The organism is Kitasatospora sp. NPDC043949 (assembly GCF_056435365.1).
This window is the reverse complement of sequence record NZ_JBWKEQ010000035.1, coordinates 1-25,745: the sequence shown is the minus strand read 5'-3', so window position 1 is coordinate 25,745 and position 25,745 is coordinate 1. Positions and strand designations below refer to the sequence as shown.

The following is a 25,745-nucleotide window of genomic DNA, read 5'->3' as shown; positions in this document are numbered from 1 at the left end:
TCCGATGAGTGCCAAGGACAAGCTGCACAACGCGGCCGAGAAGGTCCACGGCAAGGCCAAGGAAGCCGCCGGACGGGCCACCGGCGACCGGGTCGTCGAGGCCGAGGGCCGGGGCAAACAGATCAAGAGCGACCTGAAGCAGGCCGGCGAGAAGATCAAGGACGTCGGAAAGGACTGACCCGGAGCACGGCGGCCGCGCCCGCGCGGCCGCCCCGCCCCGCCCCAGCCAGCTCAACCGTCCCTGCCCGGCCCGTGGGACTCAGGAACCCGTGGAGACGCCGCCGTCCCGCGTGACCGGCGAGGGCTCCCGGCCACCCCGCGCCAAGGCCCGAACCCTCTCGGGGTTCGGGCCTTGGCGCGTGGCGGCCTGCGCACGCGGTCGGTCTGCAGCTGGGGTGTGATCAGCCGATCTGGCCCCAGGGAGAGAAAGGACCGCCGGGGGTGGACTGGCTGCTGCCGGCGACGTTGCCGCTGGCGGAGGTCACATAGATGGCGATGGTGTTGAACCGGCTGAACACCGCGCTCGGATCGCTGGCCACACCCGTCGGATCACCCGCGTCCGCGACCGTGCCCCACGACCCGAACGGACCGCCCGGAGTGTTCTGGTTGGTGCCCTGAATGGTCCCGGCAGTGGTGCGGGCGTAGACCACCATGAGGCCGCTCGGTGTCTGGAGCGCGGCCGGCTTGCCGACGAACCCACCACCCGTCGAAAGCTGCTGCCAGGGAGAGAAAGGACCACCAGGCGTGCCCTGACCGGCACCGGCGACGTTGCCGCTGGCAGACGTCACATAGACCGCGATGGTGCCGGACTGAGTGAACACCACACTCGGATCACTCGCCACACCCGTCGGATCACCCGCATCAGCAACCGTGCCCCACGACCCGAACGGACCACCCGGAGTGTTCTGGTTGGTGCCCTGAATGGTCCCGGCGGTGGTGCGGGCGTAGACCACCATGAGGCCGCTCGGTGTCTGGAGCGCAGCGGGCGTGCCGACGAACCCACCACCCGTCGAAAGCTGCTGCCAGGGAGAGAAAGGACCACCAGGCGTGCCCTGACTGGCACCGGCGACGTTGCCGCTGGCAGACGTCACATAGACCGCGATGGTGCCGGACTGAGTGAACACCACACTCGGATCACTCGCCACACCCGTCGGATCACCCGCATCAGCAACCGTGCCCCACGACCCGAACGGACCACCCGGAGTGTTCTGGTTGGTGCCCTGAATGGTCCCGGCAGTGGTGCGGGCGTAGACCACCATGAGGCCGCTCGGTGTCTGGAGCGCGGCCGGCTTGCCGACGAACCCACCACCCGTCGAAAGTTGCGCCCACGGAACGAACGGACCGCCGGGGGTGTTCTGGTTGGTGCCGTACACGTTGCCGTCCGCACCGACCCGGTACAGGGCGATGGTGCCGTTGCTGGTGAGCACCGTCGAGTCGGCGGAGCCCCGGGCGGTGGAGGCCTGCGGCGCGATGGTGAAGACGCCGCCCTGGTAGGTGTGCTCCTGGCCGTCGATCTCGTTGGCGATCATCGAGATGTTGAACGTGCCTGCCGCCAAGGGGGCGTTGTCGAAGGGGACTTGGTAGTTGGTGGCGCCGCCGCTGGTGGCGCGGAAGCGGTTGTAGTAGCCGTTCGGGCCGGTGACCACGTAGTCGAGCCAGTTGATGACGCCGCTCTGCGTCGGGTGTGCCGTAAGGTTCAGCGTGCCGGACACGGTCTGGCCCGAGTTGAAGCCCCACAGCAGGACGTTGAAGTCGGCGGGGATGGCGGGAGCGAGGTTCTTGGAGCGCAGCAGCTCGAAGGAGGAGGTGGGGTAGCCGTCGATGGATGACCAGTGGGTGTTGGCCGAGTACTCCTTGGTCGGGACGCTGCTGTTGTCCTCGGCGATGTACGTGAAGTCGCCGGCGGCCTGGTTGGTCCAGCCTGCGAAGAGGTTGATGTGCTTGCCGGCGACGGCGAGGGCGTCGCCGGGCTGGAGCTGGGACCAACTGCTGAGCTTGGTGCTGTACTTCGGGTCGTCGATACCGGGTGCGGGGTACGTGACCGGCGGGCTGCCGGGGAGTTGCCAGGCCATGTCGACGAGACCGCCGCAGTCGGTGCGGTACGGGCCGCCGACCGCGCTGTCCGAGAACGACTGCCCCTGGTTGTAGGTGACCCCGTGGGCGACCCAGTCCCGGGCGCGCCGGACCATCTGGGCGCCGGTGAGCTTGTTCCCGACACCGGTGCCGAGGGTGCCGGTGGAGGTCGGCGTCCTGTTGCCGTCCGGGTAGTAGGTGCCGTCCGCCGAGGCGGGGGAGGCGGTGAGAAGACCGGCGGCCACGGCGGTCGCGGCGAGCACGCAGACGCGGCGCAGGGCACGGGCAGGACGGGGCGTGCTGGGCATGGGGGTCCCCTTGGATGTGGGCGGGCGAGCGAGGGTCGGTGCGGGTCAGCGAGGGTCAGTGCGGGTGGACGGCGGCGGCGTACCGGCCGGCCGTTGCTGCGGTGAGGGCCCGGGCCAGCAGGTTCTCGGCCAGGGCGTGCGCGGTGGTCGGGCCGTCCGCGCGGACGAAGAGCACCAGGGCGATGCGGCCCCGGTCCGGTACGGCGCGGACGTGTTCGAGCCCGTGCTCCGGGGTGGCGTGCGCCCACAGGACGTCCTCGACGATCCGCGCCGCGGCGGTCGTGGTGGGCGCACCGCTGGTGTCCACGACGGTGGCCCGGACGGGGAGCACGGCGATCAGTCCCAGCCGATGCCGCTGGCGGACGGGCCGGCCACGACCGGCGGCACGGTGGTGGTGGAGCCGTCCCAGCCGATACCGTCCGCCGCCCCACCGTCCGCCGCCACGACCGCCACGACCCCCGGCACGGTGGTGGGACCGTCCCAGCCGATGCCCGCCGGCGCCGTGGTCGCGGCGGTGGCCGAGGCCGCGGGCGCCAGGATCCCCGACAGGGCGACGGTGACGGCGGCGGTGGCGAGCAGGCGGACGGTCTTGGACATGGCGGCACCCCAGGCGGCTTGTGTGGTGGGAGATCTGATCGAGGACCAGAACTTCGGGGAGGCTGTTCGGCGGTTGCCCCGCCGCTCTCCCGGTGACCACCATCCTGCTGGCACCGCCCGCGCCCCGGAAGGTGAGAACCCCGTCAGCAACCGGCCTGGCCGCTTCAGGACCCGGCGCCCCGGCGCCCGTCGCGTTGTTCGTGAGATCCCCGTGCCCACCACCGGCTCACAGCGGTCATGGTCACGGACTCCTTCGACAACCGCTTCCACTACGGACTGTCACGGCTGCTGCCCCCGAGAGCCTGAACCCGAGACCGGGAGGCGAGCGCGGGAGGCGAGCGCATCGAATCGGCCGGACCCCGCCCGGGGCAGGACTGCTTGTGGAGTCGAAGCCGGACTGGGATGATCCCGATGTGTCGCACGGCGGCACGGCACGTTCGACATCGCACCGGGGGGCTGCGCGCATGCTGGACATGCTGGGGTTGGACCGTGTCTCGGAGGCCGTCTACCGGGCCATGCTCGCCGATCCGCAGGGCGGCGTCAGGGAGTTGTGCGACCAGCTGGGCCTGCCCGAGCCCGCCGTACGGGAGGCCCTCGACCGGCTGGCCGATCTGCAACTGCTCCGGGCCTCCCGGGAGGCACCCGGGGTTCTGCTGCCGGTGAGCCCCGCGCTCGGCCTGGAGCTGATCCTGCGCCGCCAGGAGCAGGAACTGCTGCGCCGCCAGCAGGATCTGGAGATCGGCAAGGCCGCGGCCGCCCGGGCGATCGCCGAGTACGCCGACCTGCGGCCGAACACCCCGGTCGAGACCGCCGAGCGCCTGGTGGGCCTGGACGCGATCCAGGCCAAGCTGGAGATCCTCGCCCAGGCGGTCACCGGGGAGTGCCTGTCCGTGATGCCCGGCGGAGCACAGTCCCGGGCCAGCCTGGACGCCTCCCGGCCGCTGGACGAGGCGGCCATGCGGCGCGGGGTGGCACTGCTGACGCTCTACCAGGACAGCGTGCGGCACGATCCGGCGACGCTCGCCTACGCCCGCTGGATGACCGAGGAGAGCGGCCTGGTCCGCACCTGCCCGACGCTGCCGCCCCGGATGCTCATCTTCGACCGCCAGGTCGCCGTGGTCCCGATCGACCCGGCCCACACCCGGCTCGGCGCCCTGTGCACGCGCGAGCCCGGGATCGTCGCCTCCCTGGTCGCCCTCTTCGAGCGGACCTGGCAGGCCGCCGTCCCGCTCGGCGCCGACCGGCGCAAGGACACCGAGACCGGCCTCAGCGCCACCGAGCAGGAACTCCTGCGGCTGCTCGCGTCCGGCCTCACCGACGAGGCCGCCGGCCGGAACCTGGGCCTGTCGGCACGCAGCGTCCGCCGCCAGATGGCCGGGCTGATGGAGCGCCTCGACGCGTCGAGCCGCTTCGAGGCCGGCCTCAAGGCGGCGCAGCGCGGCTGGCTCTGAGCGGCCGCTCCCCCGGCACCCGGCCGGCTACGGTCGCCGGGCGGCTACGGTTGCAGGCCGGCTACGGTCGCCGGGCGAGCAGGTCCTTGATCACGGTGTCGAACCCCCGTGGGGGGCGACCGAGAAGCTCAGCGACGTCGTTCGTCGCCCGGTCGTACCGGTTCTCGCCGTGCAGCCTGGCCATCGTGGCGATGTGGTCGAACACGTGGTCCGGCAGGCCTTGGCTCTTGAGGTCGTGCTCCAGCCACTCCTGGTAGGGCACGTCGACGTAGGTCACCTCGCGGCCCAGGGCGGCGGAGAACTCGGCCGCGATGGCCGTCATGTCGCGGGATCGAGCCCCGGTCAGTTCGTGGACGCGGCCGGTCCGGGGGGCAGGATCGAGCAGGAGTGCGGTGACGACCTCGGCCACGTCGGCGGCCGCGACCGGTGAGGTCCGGGCCGAGCCGAAGGGGAGGCGGATCGTGCCGTCCCGCCGGATCGAAGCCGCCGCCACCTTGGTGAAGAGCGGATTCTCCATGAACACGGTGGGCCGGACGTGGACGACCGGCGCCCCGGACCAGTCGAGGACGTGTTCGGCGAGGTAGTGCAGTCGCTGCTGCCGGGACTCGGCGTCGCTGGTGAGGTCCATCTGCGAGACGGTCATCTGCGAGATGCTGACCAGCAGTTCCAGGCTGACGCTCTCCCGGGCGGCGACCGCCACCGTCGCCGCGGCCTCCAGGTAGGCGGACGACACGCTCATCCCGAAGTAGGCCCGGTGGCAGCCGGCCAGCGCCTCGACCACGTCCGCACCACGGGTGAGGTCACCGACCATCACCTCCACGCCGCCCATCGTCCTCAGGTCCGAGGCCCGTTCGTCGTCGTGGTGTACGAGAGCCCTGACGGGCACGTTGTGCGCCCGCAACCCCTCCAGGACCCTTCGCCCGACTCCGCCGACCCCACCGCCGGCGCCGGTGACAAGGACAGGTTCTACGAGCACGACGATTGCCTCCCACCTACCTGACCGGGACATCCGGTGCACTGCCAACGCTCCCGCGCCGGGAAGGTTCCGCGGGTCCTTGACGCCAGGGCGGGCGCGTCGGCGGCCGTGAGGGCAGGGCGGGCGCATCAGCCTCCGATCCGGTCCGGATCGCGGGCCTGGCGAGCGGAGGCGGCGAGCCGGTCGGCGAGCGCGATGACGAGGCCGCGGAGTTCGTCCGGCCGCTCGATGACGAACGGCCGGTCGAGCGAGGCGAGGACGGGGGGCAGCCAGTCGAGCCGCTCCGCCCGCAGTTCGACGTGCAGCCACCGCTCGGTGTGCGGATCCGTTCCTTCCTCGGGTACGGGTTCCTCGATGCTCGCGACACTGGCGGGGAGCCGGGCGCGGATCTGCTCGACCGTCCCGTGGATCCGCAGGGTCACTTCGTACCGGTACGCGGCCTTGGCGAACCCGGACAGGACGCGCTGGGCCGGATCGAGCCCGGCGGGCGGCTCGAACGAGCCCGGCAGGGGCCTCGCGTCCGCGATGCGATCGAGCCGGAAGGTCCGGTCCTGGCCGGTCCCGGGATCGATCTCGGGATCGGCGCCCGTGACGTACCACCGGCCCGCGTGGGTGACGATCCCGTACGGGTGCAGCGTGCGTTCGCTCCGCCGGCCGTCCCGGGCGGTGTACCTGATCGAGATCGGGCGGCGATGGCGCACCGCGTCGGCGACGGCGAGCAGGACGCCCGTCTCCGGGGTGGCCGCCTCGCCGGGCTCAGCCGTGAAGGCGAGGGATTCCAGGACGGCGTCGAGCCGACGGGCGAGGCGCTCGGGCAGTGCCCGGCGGATCTTGGCCGCCGCCGTCTCGCCCGCGGTCTCGGTCGCGGTCCCGGTCGCCGTCAGCAGCCCCGCCCTGCGGCCCGCGACGAGGCCGAGCAGCACGGCGAGCGCCTCGTCGTCGTTGAGCATGAGCGGAGGCAGGCGGTACCCGGGGGCGAGCCGGTACCCGCCGTAGCGGCCGCGGACCGCCTCGACGGGGATGTCGAGGTCGACCAGGTGGTCCACGTACCGCCGCACGGTGCGCCCGTCGACGCCGAGCCGGTCGGCGAGTTCGGCCACCGTCCTGATGCCGCCCGACTGCAGGAGTTCCAGGAGGGTGAGCACACGGCTGGTAGGTCGGCCCATGTCCACGAGCCTAGCGCTGATACCGGACCGATTCTGTCCACTATTTCCTCTACCGTCCGGGGTGCAACGGCTTCACCGACCCGAGGAGAGAGCACCATGGACTTCGTTTCGATCCGGATCATCACGGACGACATCGCACGCCTCGTCGGCTTCTACGAGCGGGCCACGGGGGTACAGGCGCACTGGTCCACCGAGGACTTCGCCGAACTGCGGACCGCCGGCGGGACCCTCGCGATCGGCAGCACCCGGACCGTGGCGCTGTTCGCGCCCGGCTCTGCCCGTCCGGCCGACAACAACAGCGTGATCTTCGAATTCCTCGTCGCCGACGTGGACGGCGTGTACCGGAACCTGACCGGCTTCGTCACCGACTTCGTGACCGAGCCCACCACGATGCCCTGGGGCAACCGGTCGCTCCTGCTCCGTGACCCCGACGGCAACCTGGTCAACTTCTTCACACCCGTCACGCCGGCGGCCGTCGAGAGGTTCGCCCGCTGACGACAGCACGGCCGCCCGGGCGGGAGCCAGTCCCCGCGGCACGCTCCGCACCGGCTCGCGGGCCCGGGCCGCCGCCGGGGGTGGTCGCGGGCGGAGGGCGGGTGCGGCAACCTGGTACCACCGCCCCGCCCGACCGCGACACCATGGGGCCCGCCCCACCGCCGATCCCCTGAGGAGCACGTCATGAACGACCGCACCCGCGAGCACCTGCTCGCGGCCATCGAGATCGCGGCCGACGCCCGGGCGCACGGCAACCACCCCTTCGGAGCGCTGCTGACCGACTCCGCCGGGAACGTCCTGCTCACGGCCGAGAACTCGGTGCTGACCGACCGCGACGTCACCGCCCACGCGGAGACCAATCTGGTGCGGCAGGCCTCGCGCACCCTGGCCCCGACGCAGCTCGTCGACGCCGTCCTGTACACGAGTACCGAACCGTGCGCGATGTGCGCCGGGGCGATCTACTGGAGCGGCATCCGCAAGGTCGTCTACGCGCTCGCAGGGGCGGAGCTGAACGCCATCGCGGGAGTGGACCCGGAGGAGCCGGTGCTCGACCTGCCGTGCCGCCAGGTCTTCGCCGCCGGCGGCAGCACCGTGGAGGCGTCCGGCCCGCACCTCTTCGAGGAGGCCTCCGCGGTGCACACGGGGTACTGGGGGTAACGCTCTGGCCCACCCCGGGACTCCTCTGTCCGGCTCCTCTGTCCGGCCCGTCAGTCCGGCGGCTCGGGCGGGCGGGGCAGGCCCGGCTCGGGCTCGAGCTCAGGCCCGGGCGGCGCGGGTGACGGCGTAGCGGGGCCCGGGAGCACCGGATCCGGCGGCGGCTCGGGCACGCCGGGCGGCAGCGGAGGATCCGGCACCACCGGCGGACTGACAGGTCCGACGGACTGGGACTGCGGCTGGGGCTGGAGCTGCGTGGAACCGTACGGCATGACTGCTGCTCCCTTTCGTCAGAAGATCCGACCGCCGTAGAACGGGTCGTAGTAGAGCCCGTAGCGGTCGCGGACGTCGGCCGACACGTCGGCCGCGCCGTCGTCGAGGCCGGGACCGTTCCTGATGTCGTCCTTGGACCGGTCGACGTACACCTTCTGCTCGCCGATCTCGATCCGGATCACGGTGCCGGCGGGCAGGAGCACCCGCCTGCCGAGGATCCACGGACCGGTGTCGACGACCAGGTGCTGGGCGCCGACCGCCTCGGACAGCTTGTCGATCTTGCCGATCGCTCCGTCGGTGGCCTCGACGTGGAAGCCGATGAGATCGGTGCCCGCCGTGTGACCGGCGGTGTCCCGGAACTCCCAGATGTTGACGCGATCACTCACGACCGTCTCCTTCCGTCGTCGGGTCTGGCTGTCAGGTCCGGCTGTCAGGTCTGACTGCCTGATCGGGCTGCCTGATCGGGCTGCCGGTACGCTTCGGCTGCCCCCGATCCGGAGGTTCATGCCACCGTGTCGTCGACCGTGGCCCCGACCGGTCCGCCGCCCTCCTCGACGTGGCGCTTGAAGTCGGTCAGGTCGTCGATCACCCTGCGGTCGACGAACCCGAGCGCCTCGGCGAGGTGCTCCCAGAGCCCGTGCGGTTCGACCTCCAGCTGGAACATCACCCGGGTGGCGGCGTCGCCCACGGCGTGGAAGGTGACCACGCCCTGGTGCCGCACCGGGCCAGGGCCGCTGTCCCACGCCACGCGGTCGTTCTCCACCAGCTCCGTGGTCACGGCCGTGAACTCGCGCGGGCCGGCGGCGGTCCGGACCACCCAGCTGGTGTCCTGGCCCGACCGGTCGACCCTGACCACACCCCGCATGAACTGCGGGAACTCCTCACACCTGACCCAGCTCTCGTAGACCGTGCCGAGCGGCGCCGCCACCTCGACGGACTCCTCGATCCGGTGCATCGCTCCTCCTGACATGTCGGTGCCCGCCCGGGCCGGCGGGCCTTCAGGCTCCGGCTGCCCCGTTCCCGGCCCGGTATGCACCCCGGCTGAACCCTCGACGCGGCCCCTCGGCTCGCCCCCCTCACCCGTCTCCCCCGTCTCCCCCGCCTCGTCCCCCTCGCCCCCCTCACCCCCCTCACCCGAACGGCCCATCGCCGTGGTCGGGCCCCCACCTCACCTCCGGCAGGTGTGAATCCCGCCGAACGGGAAAACGGGCTCCGGGAAGCGGGCCCGGGGAAAGCCCGCCCACAGCGCCGGCCCGGGGAAGGCCGGCCCACAGCGCCGCGCTGCGGCCGTCGCGGAGGGAGAGCGAGCGTGTGGTGGAGCCTGTTCCGTCTGCTCCTGGCAGGTGCGGGGGTGGCCCTGACCACCTACGTCCTGGACCGGACCGCCGAACGGCTGGTCCGCAGATTCGCCCCGCACCGGCCGGGCAGCGTCATGCCGGGGATGCTGCGCAGTTGCCGGCGACCCCTGGTCACCGTGCTCGCCGCCTCGCTGTCCCTCGCCGTCCAGCCGTGGGTCGGCGGTTCGCCGGAGACCCGGGAGCAGCTGCACCACCTCCTGGTCCTGCTGGCGATCGCCTCCGGCGGATGGCTCGGCGCCCGGGTGGTCGGGCTCGTCGTCGAAGGCGCCGTCCGCCTCGCCGTCCACCGCCGCGACCCCTCCTCGGCCGGCCGCGCCCGCACCCAGGCGGGCCTGCTCGGCCGGATCTGCCAGGCGATCATCGCGATCGCCGCCCTGGGCGCGATGCTGATGACCTTCCCCTCCGTGCGCGGCATCGGGACCAGTCTGCTCGCGTCCGCGGGCCTGGTCGGCGTGGTCGCGGGCATCGCCGCTCAGAGCGTGCTGGCCAACCTCTTCGCCGGGGTGCAGCTGGCCTTCGGCGACCTGGTCCGGATCGGCGACGTGGTCGTGGTGTCCGGCGAGTGGGGCACCGTGGAGGAAATCACCCTCACCGCGGTGGTGATCGCGACCTGGGACCAGCGCCGCCTGGTGATGCCGATGTCCTACTTCGCCGGCCGCCCGTTCGAGAACTGGTCGCGCCGCTCCAGCCGGATCACCGGCACCGCCTTCCTCCACCTCGACCACCGGGCCCCGGTCCCCCTGCTGCGCAAGGAGTTCGACGCGTTCCTCGCCGACAGCCCCCTCTGGGACGGCCAGGGCAGCGCCCTACAGGTCGTCGACACCACGCCCACCACCATCGTGGTCCGGCTCCTGGCGACCGCCGCCAACGCCGACGACGCGTTCTCCCTCCGCTGCCAGCTCCGCGAACACCTGGTGACGCACATCTGCGAACACCACCCCGAAGCGCTCCCCCGGGTGTCCGTCACCCCGGCGCCCCGGACCCAGCCTGACACCCCGCGCGCCCCCTTCCCCCCACCCGCTCAGTAGTCACTCAGTAGCCGCTCAGCAGGGCACGCACCCGTCGCAGCTCCTCCGGACCGACCGTGCTGTGCCAGCGGCCCGGGTCCGCCGGACGCCGCCCCCACAACAGCAGGACGCGCACCGCGGCGTCGCTCTCGATGGTGGCCGGGCCCTCGGGCGGGGCCAGGGCGATGGACGCGCCGCCGGCGTCCGCGGTCACCAGGACGTCGTCGGTCCCGGGGACGCGCAGGCGGGCCTCGACGCGCCCCCCGGGCCCGAGGTCGAGTCCGGCCACGCCCCGGGCCAACAGCGGCCGGCCGACCAGCCGCACGCTGTGCGACGTCATCCACGGTTCGGCGAGCGCCTCCCGGGCCGTACGGTCGTCGCCGGTGAGGTCCCACCGGTGGAGGATCAGTTCCTCGCGCAGGTGCTCGGCGAAGAACGGCACCGTCACGGTCCGGCCGGTCCACCGCACCTCGGTGTCCGGGGGCAGGTCGCTCTCCGCGGCCGCGGCGACCTCGGCCAGTTCGGCGCAGCGGGCGGCGAAGGCCTCCCACAGCTGCGCGTCGGACATCCGCCGGTACGGCTCCTCCCGATCGAAGCCGCGGGTCTCCACGGGCTCGCCCGCGTGGAAGGCGCGCAGGACGCGGGCGAGTTCCTCGGCGTTGCCGGTCTGGTGGGCGAGGACGTCCCGCACCGTCCACGCCTCGCACCACGTCCCGTCGTCGGGCCTGCGTTCCTGGACCGCCCGTACGAACGGGACGAGTTCCGGCAGGACGTCACTGACCTCAGCGGGAATCATGCGCCATGGGTATCCCGGCCGCCGCGCCGGGCAAACCTGCCGCCGGACTGTTCGGCCGCCGGACGTTCACCTGGCGCCCCAGCCTGTGTCCGTCGGCCCTCGTGGTGACCAGACGACAAATGTTGATTCTTAAACTATAGTAGCGGTGCCGCGCCACCCCGCCACCGGCCCTCCCGGGCCGCCCCCCATCTTGCGGAGGAAACCATGGACGAGCTCGTCACCGACAACACCGAGAAGTCGCGCTTCGAGATCCAGGACGGCGGAGAACTCGCCGGCTTCGCCGAGTACCACCGCTCCGACGACGAGATCGCCTTCATCCACACCGAGATCGACCCCCGCTTCGAGGGCCGCGGCCTGGCCGGCCGACTGGCACGCGCGGCACTGGACACGGCCCGCGAGCAGACACTCGCCGTCCTCCCCTACTGCCCCTTCATCCGCGGCTGGATCACCAAGCACCCCGAGTACACCGACCTGGTCCCCGCCTCCCACCGTGCCCGCTTCGGCCTCTGAGCCGCCCGCCGGCCGGCGCCCCGGCGAGAAGCGGGAGGCCCCCCGGCCCCGGATTGCCAACTCCCCCGCCGGGGAGGCGGCTTGCCGGACGCGATGACGCCTCGCACAATCACTGTTATGTCCACAACCAACTCGGGAAGTCACTCCGCGCCGCCCCCAGCCCCGGCCCCTGGCAGGCGCGTGCTCCTGATCGGCGCGTCCCGGGGCCTCGGGCTCGCCCTCGCCCAGGAATGGGCGAGAGCCGGCTGGCAGGTCGTGGCCACCGTACGCGGCTCGGGCCGGACCGGGCTGCACGAGCTCGCCGACGCCCACGCCGGGCAGGTCGAGGTCGAGACCGTCGACATCACCGAGCCCGAGCAGGTCGCGACGCTGAGCGCTCGCCTGGCCGGCCGGACGTTCGACCTGCTCTTCGTGAACGCCGGCGTCACGAACCAGCCCGAGGGCACGGTGGCGCAGACCTCCACCGAGGAGTTCGTCCGGGTCATGGTCACCAACGCCCTGAGCCCGCTGCGCGTCATCGAGGCCCTTCAGGACCTCGTCGAGCCCGCGGGCACGATCGCGGTGATGTCCTCGGGCCAGGGCAGCGTGGCCAACAACGAGCGCGGCGGCCACGAGGTGTACCGCGGCAGCAAGGCCGCGCTCAACACGTTCATGCGCAGCTACGCGGCGCGGCACAGCGGCGAACCCCGGCCCCTGGTCCTCATGGCCCCCGGCTGGGTGCGCACCGACCTGGGCGGCTCGGACGCCCTGCTCGGCATCGACGAGAGCATCCCGAACGTGGTCAGGACGCTCGACGCCCTCCGGAGCAGCCCGGGCCTGCACTACGTCGACTACCTCGGCCGAACCGTGGCCTGGTGAGCGCGGCGCTCCGGAGCACCACGGCGCGGATGGGCCGCGAGTTCGACCCGACCGTCGAGCCCGCGCAGCACCCTGCTCCCCTCGCTCAGGAGGGAAGGGACGCGAGCCAGTCGGTCAGGATCCGGTTGACCTCGGTGGGGCGTTCCTGCTGGACCCAGTGCCCGCAGCCGTCGAGGATGTGGCAGGAGAGCAGGCCGGGCAGGGTCGCGGGGTAGGCCGCGATCGCATCGGCCAGCCAGGTGGTGGAGGCGTCCCGGCTCCCGCCGATGAACAGGGACGGCTGGGTGACGGGGGCGCCGTCGAAGTCGGCGAGGTCCTCCCAGTCCCGGTCCATGTTCCGGTAGCGGCCCAGCGCACCGCTCATGCCGGTTCGCTCGAACTCTCCGGCGTAGACGTCGAGTTCCTCCGCGCTGAGCCAGCCGGGCCGCCGTCCGACGGGGAACCGGTCACGAAGTGTCCCGCCACGGCTGACGAAGTGCGGGTCGGGCGCGCCGGGCGCCGGCATGGTGTCGGCGGACAGCGCGGCGTAGAAGCCCGCGAGCCAGCCGCGCACGTCCGGTTCGATCTCGGCCTCGGCCCGACCCGGCTCCTGGAAGTAGGAGACGTAGAACTCCTCGTCGCCGCCCAGTTGGGCGAAGACCTCGCCGGGCCTCGGTCCGCCCCGCGGGAGGTAGGGAACGCTCAGCAGCCCCACGGCGCGGAAGACGTCCGGTCGGATCAGGGCGGAGTCGGCGGCGATGGTCGATCCCCAGTCGTGGCCGACGATCACCGCGGACCGTTCACCCAGGGCGTGCACCACCGCGACGTTGTCCTCGACCAGGTCGAACATCCGGTACGCGGCCACCTCCTCGGGCCTGGAGGAGCGCCCGTACCCGCGGACATCGATGGCGACCGCGCGGTATCCGGCAGCGGCCAGCACCGGCAACTGGTGGCGCCAGGAGTACCAGGACTCCGGGAACCCGTGCAGCAGCAGGACCAGCGGCCCGGTGCCCTGCTCCACCAGGTGGATCCGGCCGGCGGGCGAGGGGACCAGCCGGTGAGTGGGGCCCGTGGTCCGCGACGGTGACATGTGTCCTCCTGGTATCTCGATCCGACGTACACCAAGTTCGGTTCGGCAAGCTGATGTTCGGCGGCACGATGCCGATGCGGTGCCGATTCAGGTGCCGACGCAGTGCCGATCATGCTGCGCGCGCACCGAGGAGGGCGAGGCCTGTTGCCATTTCGGCAAAGCGGCCCGCGCCCCGCCCGTGGCGATGCTCCGATCGGTCACCCCGATGGCCCGCACAGCTACGCCCTCGCGAGCAACGCGCTCAGCCGGCCACCGCGGTCTCCCCCGCACCCGCACCCGCACCCGCACGCACCGCCCAGACCGACGCGGTGTGCCGCTGTTTCTCTCCACCCGGGCACTGTCAGGGCATGGGGTTCTCCCGTGACATCGCCGCCGGTTCGTCGACGCCCCCAACCGGCCGGGTCGTCGTGGACGACCACCCGATCATGGGTGCAATCGTTCTCCGAGCCCCTACACCCTGGAGAAGACCCGCTGCGCGCTCCCCCGCGGCTGACCGCCCAGGCCGGCCACCGCGCCCTTTCGTTCCTCCTGCAGATAGATCTCGCAGTCACCACCGGGGTAGTAGTCCCGCAGCACCACAAAAACTCCCGACCCCGCGTCGTCCACACTCCCGGTCCGCCAACTCCCCTGGTACTCCCCCAATGCCACGCCCTGCCCGACGGGATCCTTCGCACAGAAGTACCCGTCGAGCCGCACCTCGCCGAGCCGCCCCCCCTCCCGCAGTTCGATCACCTCGTCCCGCGACGCCCAACGCCCCACGTAGTCCTTCGGATCCGGCCCTCCCGACCGGGCCTTCAGATACCCCGCCAGACCGGCGATCAGCAGGACACCCGCGAGCAGGACGGCACCCTCCCGGGACTTCAGGTACTTCCATCGACCAGCCACAGCTCCCCCTCGCTCGATGCCGCCGTACTCGAAATCACCGCGGCATCTCAGCCCTTCTCCATGACGAACCCCTTGGTCGCCAGAAGCCACAGGTCCTTCCCGTTGTCCATGGCCGTCAGCCAGATCCTGCAGTTGCCTCCCCCGTCCTTACGGGTCGCCGTCACATACACCCCACGACCGGCGTCATCGAGGTAGGACTCCTTCCAACTCCCCTCCAGTTCCGTCGGCTGCGCCGGATCGGCCGCCGCGCTGTTGCACACGTAGGCCGGCACCTTCGCGGACCCGACCCGTCCGTCCGGGAGGAACTCGAACACCGCCGTTCCACCGCTCCACCGTCCGACCGGGTCGGGCACCTCAGGCCAGGAAGGCCGGAACGTCAGCCACACGACCACGCCCACGCCGAGAACACCGAGAGCCCCACCCAGCACGCCGAAGAAGACGCGCCGTCCCCTCGCCACACGATCCTCCATCGAATACCTGATCGATCACTCTGCATGACATCAAACACCGAGGACAGTAGTGACCGGTGCCCCGTCGCAGCGAACCTTGAGCGCGTCTCACCGATGTTTGACGGACCGCGGGGGCCCAGTAGTTCTCGCGACTGGGCCTACCCGTGTGCTTCTGTCGCGCACCTGCCCATTCTTGACGCTTCGGACACTATCCCTCCCATTGGCATGTACGCGAGAATCACTCGGGTGAACATCATCAGCGAACACTCAACGCCCCGCGGACGAGCCCGCCGACGGGGAGCGAAGATCTCGCTCCTGCTCACCGCCCTTCTCGCCGGCTCCGCCCTCTGCCCGGCGACGGCCTCCGCCGCCGGGCAGGACCCGGAACAGATCTGTGGCCACACGGTCCAGGGCCGCATCCTGGAAAAGTACCGGGAGTACCGAACCACGCTCGGCTGCCCCCGGACCGACGAACAGACCGCTCCCGACGGGGTGGGCCGGTTCAGTGTCTTCGACGGCGGCTCGATCTACTGGAGCCCCTCCACCGACGCCCACGCCATCTGGGGCCTCATCCGCGACAAGTGGGCCGCCATAGGCTGGGAGAAGGGCTCCCTCGGCTACCCCACCAGCGACGAAATCTCCCTCCCCGACGGCGCCGGGAAGCGCCAGGTGTTCCAGGGCGGCTCGCTCTACTGGCATCCCACGCGCTCCAACGGCGTCCACCCCGTCTGGGGCCTCATCGGCCAGCGCTGGGGACAGGCGGGCTGGGAAGGCGGGGTGTACGGCTACCCCGTCACCGACGAACTCCAGCAGGAGGGCGTCACCCAGATGTTCGAGCACGGCCCCATCCGGTGGTCGCCGAACGAGACCGCGAACCCGCTGATCCCCCGCGCGAACGCCCAGTTCTTCCAGGGCAGCCCGGCCCCGGGCGATCTGAAGGAGAGCGCCACGCTGCTGCCCAAGGGCCCCGACCGGGGCGTCGTCGTGGTGCGCGGCTACATCGGCGACGACGGCAACCCGGTCAACCACGCCCTGGGCAACCACCGTCTGTGGAGCACCGAACCCGAAGCCAGCTCCAAGGTGGCCATCGCCTGGGACACCGCCACGGGCCAGGTCGGGATCTACGTCGACCAGTCCTGTGTCGGGGATCTGACGTGCCGCAATGCCAAGCCTCTGGTGCGTACCGAGCACGCCAAGGTGGTCCAGGACGACCGGACCCCGCAGAACGAGTACTGGGCGGAGCCCTACGGTGACGGCGGCATCCGGGTGGACGTGTCAGCGGTCAACTCGTTCGTGGACGTCCCGGGCTCGCAGTACGCGGATCTCGGCCGGATCAACGCGACGTTCCACATCTACCCGCACGGCTACGACGACAAGAACAAGAACTTCACCGGCTTCGACGTCGACACGAACAAGGACAAGTACCCGTCCTGGGAGGTCCTGCGCTACCCGCGCCTGCTGGAGAACTCCGGTTCCCCGCAGGCTCTGTGGCAGGGCGCCGTGTGGCAGGGTTCCATCACGGACCTGAAGGCCCCGCAGCACCTGTGCTACCGGAACGACCCGGACCACGCACCCGTCAACATGACCTGCAACTGATCAACGCGGGAGGCCGGTCCGTCCGGTCTCCCGCTCGGTCCGCCGGCACGATGTACGCCCTGGCGCAGTGGGCGCCGATTCCGGCGCTGCGGAGGTGGCCGAGCGGGGGCCGGCAAGCCTCGGTCAGCGCACGGCGAAGGCCTCGGTGACGTGCACCGCGGTGCGCCTCCCTCCCCGACGGGAAGGAAGGGGCACCGCGCGTCACGGCCGGCCGCTCAGCACCGCATGGCTTCGGCCTTCTCCAGGGCGAGTACTTGGAGGCTCCGCGGTACGGCGACCGTGTGGACGGGGTGGCGCACGCCGTCGCCCGCGAGAACAGCACCGGGTCTCGCAGGGAAGCACGTCATGCGACTCATTCTCCTCCTACCGTCCAACTCATCGCTGCCAGCGCTGGATTCACGATGGCTGTGACCCTACGGTTCGTCGATGTCCTCGACCGCCCCGGGGTTGTCGTAGAGCGGCCGGCCCCCACTCGTAGGCGGTGACCGTGGTGGCGGAGCCGGCGACGAGGTCGGGGTTCGGGCGGACGGTCACCATGGCGACCGGGTACCGCAGGAACCAGCCGGCCACCAGCGCGGCCACACCCGGGTGTTGCCGTCTGCCGAGGACGGCATCTTGCCCGTGGTGTGCCAGGTGTGCGAGGAGTTCAGAAGTCTGAACGCCCAGAGCGCCGCCCCGCTCACTGGCGGGCAGGCCGGGGCAGTTCGTCGAGCCAGGCGCCGATGAGGCCCTGGACGGTCTCGGCGCACTCGACCTGCGGGTTGTGGCCGACGCCGTCGAGCACCGTCGCCGCCATCCGGGGGTAGTGGTCGAGCAGGGCGAGTTGGTCGCGCCAGCCCACCAAAGCGTCCTGCCGGGTGGTGACCAGCAGGTGCCGGCCCTGGTGCTCCGGCGCGCGGTGTTCGGGCCAGTGCGGCAGCAGGAAGTCGGCTTCGAGTTCGGCGGCGGCCGCCGGGTCGTGCGCGCGCCATCCCGGCCGGACGTACTGTTCGAAGAGCTTCCAGTTGCGCGCGGTGTGACGGGCCATGACGAGGCCGAAGAGTTCGCGGTCGGCGGGCGGGAGCCGGTCGAGGAGCTCGCCGTTGCGCTCGGACACGGTCACGCCGGGCAGGGTCCGGTCGGGGCCCCAGTGCACGACCGGTACGAGCAGCGCCGAGCCCAGGACCTGCGCCCCGAACCTCGCCGTCACCGCCCGGGCCAGCTGTCCACCGAACGACTGCCCGAGCACGGCGAAGGGCTGCTCACCCAGTTCGGCGTGGATCCAGTCGAGGACGGCGTCGGCCAGGGTGGCCGCCGAGGTCGTCCCCGGCAGCCGGGGGCTGGTGCCGTGGCCGGGGAGGTCGAGGTAGAGCCGCCGCCACCCGGGGCGGTCGGCGAAGGCGGGTTCGACGGGGAGCAGGACCCGGTGGTCGACGGTGTAGCCGTGGATCATGACGAGCGGTGTGCCGTCGCCGAATTCGAGGTGCCGGATGGCGGAGTCGGTCATGACGGAAGGGTCCAACCATCACACCAGTGGCAAGGTCAAGCCGACCGCCCGGCAGGCCGACAGACCGCCCGCGGCGCGTCCCGACGTCGGCTCACACCTCGGACGCACCCCTCAGGCTCACACCAACAGACACACACCTCGGGCTCACGCCTCAGGCCCGGCTCTTGACCTCGGTGAGGTACTCCCGGATGGCATCACGGTTACGGGTCAGGCACTGGATCCGACGGGTCATCCGCTCCGTCTCGGACTCCAGGGTGCCGATCATCTCCGGTGTGGCGTCGGCGAAGTGGATCGTCCGCGGGCTGTCCAGGCAGGGCAGGATCTGCCTGATGATCCGCGTGGGCAGTCCGGCGTCCAGGAGTCCGCGGATTTGCAGGACCCGGTCGACGAGGTAGTCGTCGTAGGCCCGGTAGCCGTTCGCCTCGCGGTGCGCGGTGATCAGGCCCTGCTGCTCGTAGTACCGCAGCAGGCGCGGAGGAGTGTCCGTCAACCGGGCGAGTTCGCCGATACGCATGTGACCACCCTCACGCCCGACCGGTGCCGTTCCGGGCTGGACCTTGACATGGATGTCAAGGATAGACGATCGGGCCCATGCCCGAACTTCACTCCCCCAGCCCCTCGAACCCGCCCGCCACCCGGCTTCCCCAACCCTCGGACCCGCCCGCCGCCCGGCTGCCCTGGCCCAGCCTGCTGGCCCTGAGCACCGCCGGATTCGTCACCATCATGACCGAGGCCCTGCCCGCCGGCGTGCTGCCCGCGATGAGTGCGGACCTCGGCGTCAGCCAGTCCGGCGCCGGGCAGTCCGTCACGCTCTACGCGGCCGGTTCCATCGCGGCCGCCATACCGCTGACCGCCGCTACCGCCGGCTGGCCGCGCAAGCGCCTGCTGCTGCTGTCCGTCGGCGGCTTCGCCGCGGCCAACGCCGTCACCGCGGTCTCGACGAACTACCCCCTCACCATGGCGGCGCGCTTCGCCGCGGGCCTGGTCGCAGGCCTGCTCTGGGCCCTGCTGGCCGGGTACGCCCGCAGTGTCGTCGCGCCGGAGCAGCGCGGCAGGGCGATGGCCGTCGCCATGGGCGGCTCGACGGTCGCCCTGTCGGTGGGCGTGCCCGCCGGCACCCTGGTCGCCGCGCTGGTGGGCTGGCGCACCACCTTCGGACTGATGAGCGCCGTCGCCGTGGCGCTCGCCGCCTGGATGCTCGTCGCGCTCCCGGCCGTCCCGGGGCGGCCCGGCCACGCCCGCACCCCCGTCCGGCAGGTGCTGCGCATCCCGGGGGTGGCGGCCGTCCTCACCGTCACGGTGGCCTTCGTCCTCGCCCACAACCTGCTCTACACGTACGTCGCGGCGCTGCTCGCGCCCCTGGGCCTCGGCGGCCGGACCGACACCGTCCTGCTCGTCCTCGGGCTGTCCTCCCTGGTGAGCATCATCGGTACCGGGGCGCTGATCGACCGCCACCTGCGCACCCTGACGATCGCCGCCTGCGCCCTCCTCTCCGCCGCGGCCCTGTCCGTCGCCGCCGCCCTGCTCACCGGCACCTCCTGGCCCGTCTACGGCAGCGCCGCGGTCTGGGGTCTCGCCTTCGGTGGCGCCGCCACCCTCCTGCAGACGGCGGTGGCCGACGCGGCCGGCCCGGCCGGGGACATCGCCCAGTCCCTGCTCGTCACGTGCTGGAACCTCGGCATCGCCGGCGCCGCGCTCGCCGGCGGTCTCCTCCTCGACCACGGAGGCCCGAGCACGCTGCCCTGGTCCGCCCTGGCCCTGCTCGCCACCGCCCTGACCGTCACCGTCGCCGCCCACCGCCACGGCTTCCCCCGCCCCACCGGCCACCCGACCGGCTGAACGGTCCGGGCGTCCGGTCGACTCTGCTGCGGCAATCCCCGAGGCCGTGGTGACGGGAGTGCTGCTGGTTGCGCACGCATGTCCGCCGGACTCGACCTCCGGACGCATCGTCAGCTGCCGCAGGCACAGTCTGCGGCAACCGTCTCCTCGGTACCGGTGCGGCAGCCCCGCGGTGCGGCGTCGATCGCCCCCTTGCCCTGCGGTGCGGCGTCGACACTCTTGCCCAGGGTGTCGGCGTCGGCCTTGACGACGTAGACCTCCCAGGGCTCCTTGCCGGGGCCGGTGACCCAGACCTTGTTCTGGAGGGCGTAGCAGCAGGAGGTGTCGTTCTCCTCATCGAGGTGCCCGTCCTCATCGGCCTCGTCCACGTCGCCCTCGCCGCCCGCCGCCTCTTCCCCCAGCCCGCCAGTCCCGGAGGTTCCGCCCGTGCCTGAGCCCAAGCCGTCCGTACTCTTCGTCTGCGTCCACAACGCCGGACGCTCCCAGATGGCCGCCGCATTCCTCAGCCACCTCGGAGGCCGCCGGGTCGAGGTCCGCTCCGCCGGCTCCGCCCCCGCCGACACCGTCAACCCCGCCGTGGTCGAGGCCATGGCCGAGGTCGGCATCGACCTCTCCGCCGAGGTTCCGAAGATCCTCACCACCGAGGCCGTACAGGCCTCCGACGTGGTGATCACCATGGGCTGCGGCGACACCTGCCCGTACTTCCCCGGCACCCGCTACCTCGACTGGAAGCTCGACGACCCGGCCGGGCAGGGCCTCGACGCCGTACGCCCGATCCGCGACCAGATCGAGACCCGGATCCGCGGCCTGCTCACCGACCTCGGCATCCAGCCCAGCGTGTGAGAGCCCACCGGTAGCCCGGGGCAGTCCTCCAGGCCGGGCACACCCCGGCGGTGGCGTCCCGACACCGGGCCTTCGGCTGCCGGGCCTTCGGCTGCCGGGTGTTCGGCCGCCGGGTGTTCGGCCGCCGGCCGCCGAGATCCGGACAACTCGGGCCCGCAACCGTCCGAATTCGCCGGGATCGTCGGCGGCCGGGCGGCGGCTGCTTCTACGCTCGCGTCCACACCGTGGTCCGAGGGGGGACGCTGTGGCCCGAAGGCCCGTACGACGACGCCGGTCCACTGCCGCCCGCCGCGCGCAACAGGCCCGGGACAACGCGCTGACGCTGGGCATCGCGGCTCTGGTCGCGGTCGCCGTGGTGTCGTTCGTGCTGACGTGGCTGGCCCGCCACCTGCTCCTGGTCGCCGCGCTGCTGGCCACCGGCGTGGTGGTGGGCGCCGTCGTGCTGCGTCTGCGGCAGCTGGCCCGGCGGCGGGAGCTGGCTGCGCGCACGGCGCAGCTGCGGCACATCGGCCCGTTCCTGAGCATGACTCCGAAGGCGTTCGAGCACGCGCTGGCGGACCTGTGCAGGCGGGACGGCTGCACAAAGGTGACGGTGGTCGGCGGGGCCGGCGACCTCGCGGCGGACGTCCTGGCCACCACTCCGTCCGGGCAGCGGCTCCTCATCCAGGCCAAACGGTACGGGCCACGGACCTCCGTCGGCTCCCAGGACGTCCAGAAGGTCAACGGCACCTACCGCGACGTCCACCGCTGCGACCTGGCGGCCGTGGTGACGACCAGCTCGTTCACCAAGGCCGCCGCCGCGTTCTGCGCGAACGTCGGCATCCACGCCATCGACCGGCGGGCACTGGCCCTGTGGGCCGAGGGAACCGGCAAACCCCCCTGGGCCTGACACCTGACCGCCCGGGCCCGCACCGTCGTGGGGCTCGGGCGGCCTCGTCGCGCGCCTGCGCCGTCCTGGTGCGTGTGACGGGGTCAGGTGGTGCAGGTGGGGACGTTGTCGAGCCAGGCCGGGCCCTGGACGTAGATGTTGCTGATCCAGCCGCGGTAGTCCGGCAGGTAGGACCAGGCGTCGTTGACGTAGCCCTCGGCCTCGACCTTCTCGGCGTGCTGCTGGCACTGGATGCGGACCGTCGTGGGGCCGGGCAGGACGGCGACGGGCGGGTTGGCGGTCGACGGGGTGGGGCGGATGTTCACCCCGCTGCTCCAGGTCCGGCGGTCGGCGCCCGCGGGGACGTCCGGCGTGTAGCGCAGGGCGCCGGCGTAGTCGGCGGCCGTGTGGCTGGAGAAGTCGGAGACCATGAGGCGGGTGTCCGATTCGCGGGCCTCGACGATCTTTCCGCCGCCGAGGTAGATCGCCACGTGGTGGACGTGGGACAGGCCCCAGAAGACCAGGTCGCCGGGGCGCAGCACACCCTGGTCGCGGCCGAGTTGCTGTCCGGGCAGGCGGGAGATCTCGGCGGCGTCCTGCTGCCCGACGATGTCGCTGCCGACGGCCTGGGACCAGGCCCAGCGGACGAAGCCGGAGCAGTCGAAACCGACCCGGAAGGGGTCGTTCCCGGAGCGCTCGGGGTCGCTGGGGTCGACTTGGCCGTACGTCGCGCCGGGGGTGGTGCCGTGCCCGCCGCCCCAGGTGTACCAGGTACCGGCGGCGACCTGGCCGCAGGCGGCGGCGATGGCCCGGCCGGCGGCCTCCGATATCGGGGCGCCCTGCGCGGCACACGCGGCGTCGGCCGGCCCGGCCGGGGCGTCGGCGCGGGCCGGGGGCGTCACCGCCGCCAGCAGGGCGACCACCAGGCAGACCAGCAGACTGGCCAGAGCGATACCACGAGTGTTCGTTCTCAACGGAGGTCCTCTTTCACCGAGCCGGGACGAAGCTGAACGGAACGGAACGGGTTACGGGACTGACCATCCTCCTGCGGAAGCCCGGCATCAACGCCCCTGCCGAATCGGACAGTTGAAGAAACACCGTCGCCCCGCCCCCAGACGGGCCCCTCGCTTGTCGGGGCAGAGGGCGTCCTGTACGCCACCTGTGAACGTTCGCCGCGCGCCGGTACCGTCCTTGTAACAGCGCGGTCCTGCGGGGCCGGTGTGGCCGCGATCTCGGGAGAGCAGCCGCGCTTGAGGAACACCACACACATGTTGAGGACCTTCACCAAGACGTTCGCGGACCCCCACACCCAGCAGCGCTCCCTGGCCCACCACCGCTGGATCGCCCGCACCAACCCCGACGTACGCATCCCCCACGTCGTCCACGTCCACCCCACCGCGATCGACTACGAGCACCTCGACGGCCACCACGGCACCCCCGACGACCTACTGACCCTGGCCGACCTCCTCGGCCACCAGCACACCACCGCCCACACCCACGACCTGCACGCCGCCCGCCTGAACGCACCCCACACCAGCGCCGACGACACCAGCGCCGACGACACCAGCCATGACCACACCAGCGGCGCCGTCACGACCGCCGACGTCACGACCGCCGACGTCACGACCGCCGACGTCACGATCGACGACTTCGCCGACAGCCGCCGCGAGCGCCTCCACCGGCTTCTGGCCACCGGCACCGTACCGTCCCCGCTCCTGACCCCCGGCGCGATCGACGACTGGCTGGAGCAGGCCGCCACCATGCCCGCCGCCTTCTACAAGGACGCCAACCCGCGCAACTTCCTCATCACCGACACCACCGTCGCCGTCGTCGACTTCGACTCCCTCACCCTCGCTCCCTTCGGCTACGACCTCGCCAAGATCATCGTCACCATCTCCATGACCACCGGCCCCCTGCCCGAGGACACCATCCGTCGGGCCGTAGCCGCCTACAACCGCCATCCCGAGCAGCGCGGTCTTCCCGGATGCTCCTGGCTCGAGTTCGCCGCATGGTGCGAGTTCCACCACATCCTCACCACGCCCCACCACGGCACCAACGGCTACCGGTACAGCTGGCACGCGATCAGGCCGGCCTGGACCACCGACATCCTTCGGAACTCCGACAACAAGTGAACACCGTGACGAACATCAGCATAACGCTCCATTCGGTCTATCAACCGACAATGTGACACATCTGCGTGGTGATCCGATTTCAGACGGTGATCGACACGTTCTCGACAGTCCCACCGATCCACTCATCGCGCACGGGCCCTTGCCGCCACGCTGTACCCGCCGCCACCCCTACGGGTGCGCGAGATCAGGAGGGGACATGGCGAGGGGCACCACCCACCAGGTCGAACTGCTACGCGCAGAAGTCGGGACGGCCCTTCAGGCCGGCCTGGAGGAGATCCGCAACCACACCGACAACCTGCGAGCCGAACTCACCGCGACGCTGGCGGCCGGCCTGAGCGAACACCGCGACGAGTTCCTCGAAGCGATCGCCAAAGAACAGCAGGAGGCCAGCCGCGCCCACCAGGACAACCGCAGCCTCCACCGCCAGTTGGGCAATCTGCGCAACGAACTCAGCACTCGGCAGAACAGCGGCCGCGCTCCCCTGGACGGCGGCCCCACCGAGGCGCCTCGGCCCGCCGTCGACTCCCCCGAGGCCGTGGGCCAGCCGGTGGAAGTTGCTCCGGAGATCGAGGGCCCGGACGAAGCCGCTCACCTGCCCGGCGGTGATGCCGGCAGCAGCAACTCCCCCGGTACCAACGAGCTCCCCGACGCCGAGCCCCCGGCATCCGGGCAGGCCGCACAGCACGCCACAGAGCAGGCCTCCCCCTCCGTGACCGGCGAGGCCGCGGAATCCGACAGCGAGGAGACAACCGTGTCCGAGACCACCCCTGCCGACGACGCGCCGACCGCCCCGCACGTCCTCGCCGAGGACCAGCTCAGCCAGATCGCGGCCGAGGTCGCCGCCCGACTCGCAGACCTGTTCCGCCCCTCCGGCCCCACGGAGCACGACACGAAGGTCGATCTGGAGGGCACGGAAGCAGTCGCGCCGGACCAAGCCGTCATCGACGACCTCCCGAGCGGCCGCGCCGACGACGTGTCCGGTCTCATCCCGGAGCCCTTCGTCTGGGAAAACCACGTCAACACCCTTCTCAAGGCCGCAGCCGTGAAGACCGTCGCGATCTCCTGCCACCCCGAGACCTGGGACTTCCTGGCCGCCCAGGCCGAGGGCGCCGACCACTTCTCGAAGCCGGTCAACGACGGCAACGAGGACACGATCCTGTCCGGCCCCAGCACCATCGCCCTCCTCAACGCCCTCCGGGAAACCGCCTACAGCGGAGTCGGCAACGGCAACGGCACCAGCATCGGAACGTGGGCCCTCGCCGTCACCAGCTACGAGCGCATCGCCGCCGTCATCAACAGCACCCGCCCCGCCGACGAACAGGCCGGCAACGACCGCCTGCACCAGCCGCACATCGTCCTCGACGACCGCAGCACCGACAACTCACCCCCCACCGGCTGACCCGCCGACACAGCCGGGGCCTCGACCTCAGCGGACGGCACCCAAGATCGATTCCGCTGGCCGACGACGCTCGGCAACAAGACAACAGGTCACGGGCTCACCGGGATCAACAGCTACACGAACGACAGAACGTCACCAACCGCCTGCCCGACGCCTGGCACCGGCCGCACCGATAGCCTGCACGAATGAAGCGGATTCAGCGGACTGCTGGCGTGGTCGTCGGCTCGGCTGTGGGTGACGCGCTTGGAGCCCCTTTTGAGTTCGGCCCCCAAGGAGCGTTCTCCGCGCGGTTCCCCCTCCCCGGTGCCGGTGCTGAGATGTGCGGAGGTGGCGGCTGGGATCCGGGCGAGGCCACGGACGACACGCAGATGGCCGTGATGGTGGCGGAGTCACTGGTCCAGCGGGGAGGGCTGGACCTGTCGGACATCTTCGACCGCTTCCAGCGGTGGGCGGCATCCGAACCCAAGGACATCGGCTTGCAGACCGAGGACGTCCTCACCAACGGCATGCCCTGGGATCTGGCCGCCGCGATCCACTTCCAGGTCAACCTGCGGGCAGCAGGTACTGACATTTGCTCTTTGGGGTGATGGATCTGCCGTTTTACTGACGGACGGTCACCTGTCGGCGTAGACCGTCTCGCATGCGATATGCGGATGG

At 71.5% G+C, this 25,745-nt stretch carries 28 protein-coding genes and 3 pseudogenes; 15 read left to right on the top strand and 16 right to left on the bottom strand.

From position 1 onward, the window contains the following. Positions 1-4 precede the first annotated feature (4 nt). Positions 5-178 carry a CsbD family protein gene (locus AC07AL_RS25910; protein WP_063352486.1) on the top strand — a complete coding sequence of 58 codons (174 nt, stop codon included), beginning with the start codon at positions 5-7 and terminating at the stop codon, positions 176-178. 223 nt (positions 179-401) lie between these two features. Here the strand turns inward: AC07AL_RS25910 and AC07AL_RS25905 are convergent, their stop codons facing one another. Genes AC07AL_RS25905 through AC07AL_RS25895 form a run of 3 tightly spaced genes read right to left on the bottom strand, consistent with a single transcriptional unit; the run spans position 402 to position 2,978 of the window. Beyond that, a complete protein-coding gene (locus AC07AL_RS25905; protein WP_478318351.1) occupies positions 402-2,381 on the bottom strand; it encodes a DUF8189 domain-containing protein in 1,980 nt (659 codons plus the stop codon). Positions 2,382-2,436: 55 nt separating this feature from the next. Then, positions 2,437-2,712: a hypothetical protein gene (locus AC07AL_RS25900; protein WP_363627717.1), complete on the bottom strand. Its 276-nt coding sequence runs from the start codon at positions 2,710-2,712 to the stop codon at positions 2,437-2,439. 5 nt (positions 2,713-2,717) lie between these two features. Beyond that, a complete protein-coding gene (locus tag AC07AL_RS25895; protein WP_400985651.1) occupies positions 2,718-2,978 on the bottom strand; it encodes a hypothetical protein in 261 nt (86 codons plus the stop codon). 464 nt (positions 2,979-3,442) lie between these two features. On the opposite strand from AC07AL_RS25895, the gene AC07AL_RS25890 reads away from it, so the two are divergent. Then, positions 3,443-4,429: a helix-turn-helix transcriptional regulator gene (locus AC07AL_RS25890; RefSeq protein ID WP_363584338.1), complete on the top strand. Its 987-nt coding sequence runs from the start codon at positions 3,443-3,445 to the stop codon at positions 4,427-4,429. A 61-nt stretch (positions 4,430-4,490) separates the two neighbouring features. On the opposite strand, the gene AC07AL_RS25885 is transcribed toward AC07AL_RS25890, so the two are convergent. Both AC07AL_RS25885 and AC07AL_RS25880 read right to left on the bottom strand, forming a co-directional pair. Continuing rightward, the gene (locus AC07AL_RS25885) at positions 4,491-5,438 is read right to left on the bottom strand and encodes an NmrA family NAD(P)-binding protein (RefSeq protein ID WP_400985824.1); all 948 of its coding nucleotides are present in this window, start codon (positions 5,436-5,438) and stop codon (positions 4,491-4,493) included. 95 nt (positions 5,439-5,533) lie between these two features. Continuing rightward, the gene (locus tag AC07AL_RS25880; protein WP_363584336.1) at positions 5,534-6,571 is read right to left on the bottom strand and encodes a helix-turn-helix transcriptional regulator; all 1,038 of its coding nucleotides are present in this window, start codon (positions 6,569-6,571) and stop codon (positions 5,534-5,536) included. A gap of 96 nt (positions 6,572-6,667) precedes the next feature. Between AC07AL_RS25880 and AC07AL_RS25875 the strand changes: the two genes are divergently transcribed. Further along, the gene (locus AC07AL_RS25875; protein ID WP_363584334.1) at positions 6,668-7,066 is read left to right on the top strand and encodes a VOC family protein; all 399 of its coding nucleotides are present in this window, start codon (positions 6,668-6,670) and stop codon (positions 7,064-7,066) included. A 183-nt stretch (positions 7,067-7,249) separates the two neighbouring features. Further along, the gene (locus AC07AL_RS25870; protein ID WP_363584332.1) at positions 7,250-7,723 is read left to right on the top strand and encodes a nucleoside deaminase; all 474 of its coding nucleotides are present in this window, start codon (positions 7,250-7,252) and stop codon (positions 7,721-7,723) included. 287 nt (positions 7,724-8,010) lie between these two features. Here AC07AL_RS25870 and AC07AL_RS25865 read toward each other — a convergent pair whose 3' ends face one another. Continuing rightward, a complete protein-coding gene (locus AC07AL_RS25865; protein WP_063352503.1) occupies positions 8,011-8,379 on the bottom strand; it encodes a hypothetical protein in 369 nt (122 codons plus the stop codon). Positions 8,380-8,495: 116 nt separating this feature from the next. Continuing rightward, positions 8,496-8,948 (bottom strand): SRPBCC family protein, encoded by a 453-nt coding sequence (locus AC07AL_RS25860; protein ID WP_363584330.1) that lies wholly within the window; start codon positions 8,946-8,948, stop codon positions 8,496-8,498. A gap of 354 nt (positions 8,949-9,302) precedes the next feature. Here AC07AL_RS25860 and AC07AL_RS25855 point away from each other — a divergent pair, with 354 nt between their 5' ends. Further along, complete coding sequence (locus AC07AL_RS25855) at positions 9,303-10,379, top strand: mechanosensitive ion channel family protein (RefSeq protein ID WP_478318349.1); 1,077 nt, start codon at positions 9,303-9,305, stop codon at positions 10,377-10,379. A gap of 4 nt (positions 10,380-10,383) precedes the next feature. On the opposite strand, the gene AC07AL_RS25850 is transcribed toward AC07AL_RS25855, so the two are convergent. Then, a complete protein-coding gene (locus AC07AL_RS25850) occupies positions 10,384-11,154 on the bottom strand; it encodes a maleylpyruvate isomerase N-terminal domain-containing protein (protein ID WP_363584326.1) in 771 nt (256 codons plus the stop codon). 204 nt (positions 11,155-11,358) lie between these two features. Here AC07AL_RS25850 and AC07AL_RS25845 point away from each other — a divergent pair, with 204 nt between their 5' ends. Together AC07AL_RS25845 and AC07AL_RS25840 are read left to right on the top strand one after the other, a co-directional pair. Then, entirely contained in the window at positions 11,359-11,664 is a 306-nt protein-coding gene (locus AC07AL_RS25845; RefSeq protein ID WP_400843852.1) for a GNAT family N-acetyltransferase, read from the top strand. 117 nt (positions 11,665-11,781) lie between these two features. Beyond that, a complete protein-coding gene (locus AC07AL_RS25840; protein WP_363584322.1) occupies positions 11,782-12,522 on the top strand; it encodes an SDR family oxidoreductase in 741 nt (246 codons plus the stop codon). An 85-nt stretch (positions 12,523-12,607) separates the two neighbouring features. Here the strand turns inward: AC07AL_RS25840 and AC07AL_RS25835 are convergent, their stop codons facing one another. From AC07AL_RS25835 to AC07AL_RS25825, 3 genes are all read right to left on the bottom strand, one after another. After that, entirely contained in the window at positions 12,608-13,591 is a 984-nt protein-coding gene (locus tag AC07AL_RS25835; protein WP_363584320.1) for an alpha/beta fold hydrolase, read from the bottom strand. A 450-nt stretch (positions 13,592-14,041) separates the two neighbouring features. After that, complete coding sequence (locus tag AC07AL_RS25830; RefSeq protein WP_363627711.1) at positions 14,042-14,476, bottom strand: hypothetical protein; 435 nt, start codon at positions 14,474-14,476, stop codon at positions 14,042-14,044. Between the two features lie 47 nt (positions 14,477-14,523). Continuing rightward, a complete protein-coding gene (locus AC07AL_RS25825; protein ID WP_363622628.1) occupies positions 14,524-14,946 on the bottom strand; it encodes a hypothetical protein in 423 nt (140 codons plus the stop codon). Between the two features lie 225 nt (positions 14,947-15,171). Between AC07AL_RS25825 and AC07AL_RS25820 the strand changes: the two genes are divergently transcribed. Beyond that, complete coding sequence (locus AC07AL_RS25820) at positions 15,172-16,521, top strand: LGFP repeat-containing protein (RefSeq protein WP_478318346.1); 1,350 nt, start codon at positions 15,172-15,174, stop codon at positions 16,519-16,521. A gap of 215 nt (positions 16,522-16,736) precedes the next feature. On the opposite strand, the gene AC07AL_RS25815 is transcribed toward AC07AL_RS25820, so the two are convergent. The 3 genes from AC07AL_RS25815 to AC07AL_RS25805 form a co-directional block, all read right to left on the bottom strand. Then, positions 16,737-16,868, bottom strand: coding sequence for a hypothetical protein (locus AC07AL_RS25815; RefSeq protein WP_478318344.1), 132 nt, complete (start codon positions 16,866-16,868; stop codon positions 16,737-16,739). 332 nt (positions 16,869-17,200) lie between these two features. Beyond that, positions 17,201-18,007, bottom strand: a complete 807-nt coding sequence (locus tag AC07AL_RS25810; RefSeq protein WP_478318342.1) for an alpha/beta fold hydrolase — start codon at positions 18,005-18,007, stop codon at positions 17,201-17,203. 151 nt (positions 18,008-18,158) lie between these two features. Next, on the bottom strand, positions 18,159-18,521 hold the full coding sequence (locus tag AC07AL_RS25805) for a MerR family transcriptional regulator (RefSeq protein WP_363584314.1): 363 nt from the start codon (positions 18,519-18,521) through the stop codon (positions 18,159-18,161). Positions 18,522-18,598: 77 nt separating this feature from the next. On the opposite strand from AC07AL_RS25805, the gene AC07AL_RS25800 reads away from it, so the two are divergent. Further along, the gene (locus tag AC07AL_RS25800) at positions 18,599-19,846 is read left to right on the top strand and encodes an MFS transporter (protein ID WP_478318340.1); all 1,248 of its coding nucleotides are present in this window, start codon (positions 18,599-18,601) and stop codon (positions 19,844-19,846) included. A 110-nt stretch (positions 19,847-19,956) separates the two neighbouring features. Here the strand turns inward: AC07AL_RS25800 and AC07AL_RS25795 are convergent. Further along, positions 19,957-20,181, bottom strand: a pseudogene (locus AC07AL_RS25795) (glyoxalase/bleomycin resistance/dioxygenase family protein); the annotation flags it as partial. Between AC07AL_RS25795 and AC07AL_RS25790 the strand changes: the two are divergent. The 3 genes and pseudogenes from AC07AL_RS25790 to AC07AL_RS25780 all read left to right on the top strand — a co-directional run. After that, positions 20,152-20,280 (top strand): annotated as a pseudogene (locus AC07AL_RS25790) (ACR3 family arsenite efflux transporter); the annotation flags it as partial. The pseudogenes AC07AL_RS25795 and AC07AL_RS25790 sit on opposite strands and share 30 nt — an antisense overlap. A gap of 52 nt (positions 20,281-20,332) precedes the next feature. Further along, positions 20,333-20,689, top strand: a complete 357-nt coding sequence (locus AC07AL_RS25785) for an arsenate reductase ArsC (protein ID WP_363584451.1) — start codon at positions 20,333-20,335, stop codon at positions 20,687-20,689. Between the two features lie 244 nt (positions 20,690-20,933). Next, positions 20,934-21,578 (top strand): restriction endonuclease, encoded by a 645-nt coding sequence (locus tag AC07AL_RS25780; RefSeq protein ID WP_400806751.1) that lies wholly within the window; start codon positions 20,934-20,936, stop codon positions 21,576-21,578. An 83-nt stretch (positions 21,579-21,661) separates the two neighbouring features. Here AC07AL_RS25780 and AC07AL_RS25775 read toward each other — a convergent pair whose 3' ends face one another. Next, complete coding sequence (locus AC07AL_RS25775) at positions 21,662-22,531, bottom strand: C40 family peptidase (RefSeq protein ID WP_478318337.1); 870 nt, start codon at positions 22,529-22,531, stop codon at positions 21,662-21,664. A 294-nt stretch (positions 22,532-22,825) separates the two neighbouring features. Between AC07AL_RS25775 and AC07AL_RS25770 the strand changes: the two genes are divergently transcribed. The 3 genes and pseudogenes from AC07AL_RS25770 to AC07AL_RS25760 form a co-directional block, all read left to right on the top strand. Then, a complete protein-coding gene (locus AC07AL_RS25770; protein WP_478318336.1) occupies positions 22,826-23,689 on the top strand; it encodes a phosphotransferase in 864 nt (287 codons plus the stop codon). A gap of 196 nt (positions 23,690-23,885) precedes the next feature. Beyond that, entirely contained in the window at positions 23,886-25,088 is a 1,203-nt protein-coding gene (locus AC07AL_RS25765) for a hypothetical protein (RefSeq protein WP_478318334.1), read from the top strand. Positions 25,089-25,273: 185 nt separating this feature from the next. Continuing rightward, a pseudogene (locus AC07AL_RS25760) lies at positions 25,274-25,651 on the top strand (ADP-ribosylglycohydrolase family protein); the annotation flags it as partial. Between the last annotated feature and the right edge of the window lie 94 nt (positions 25,652-25,745).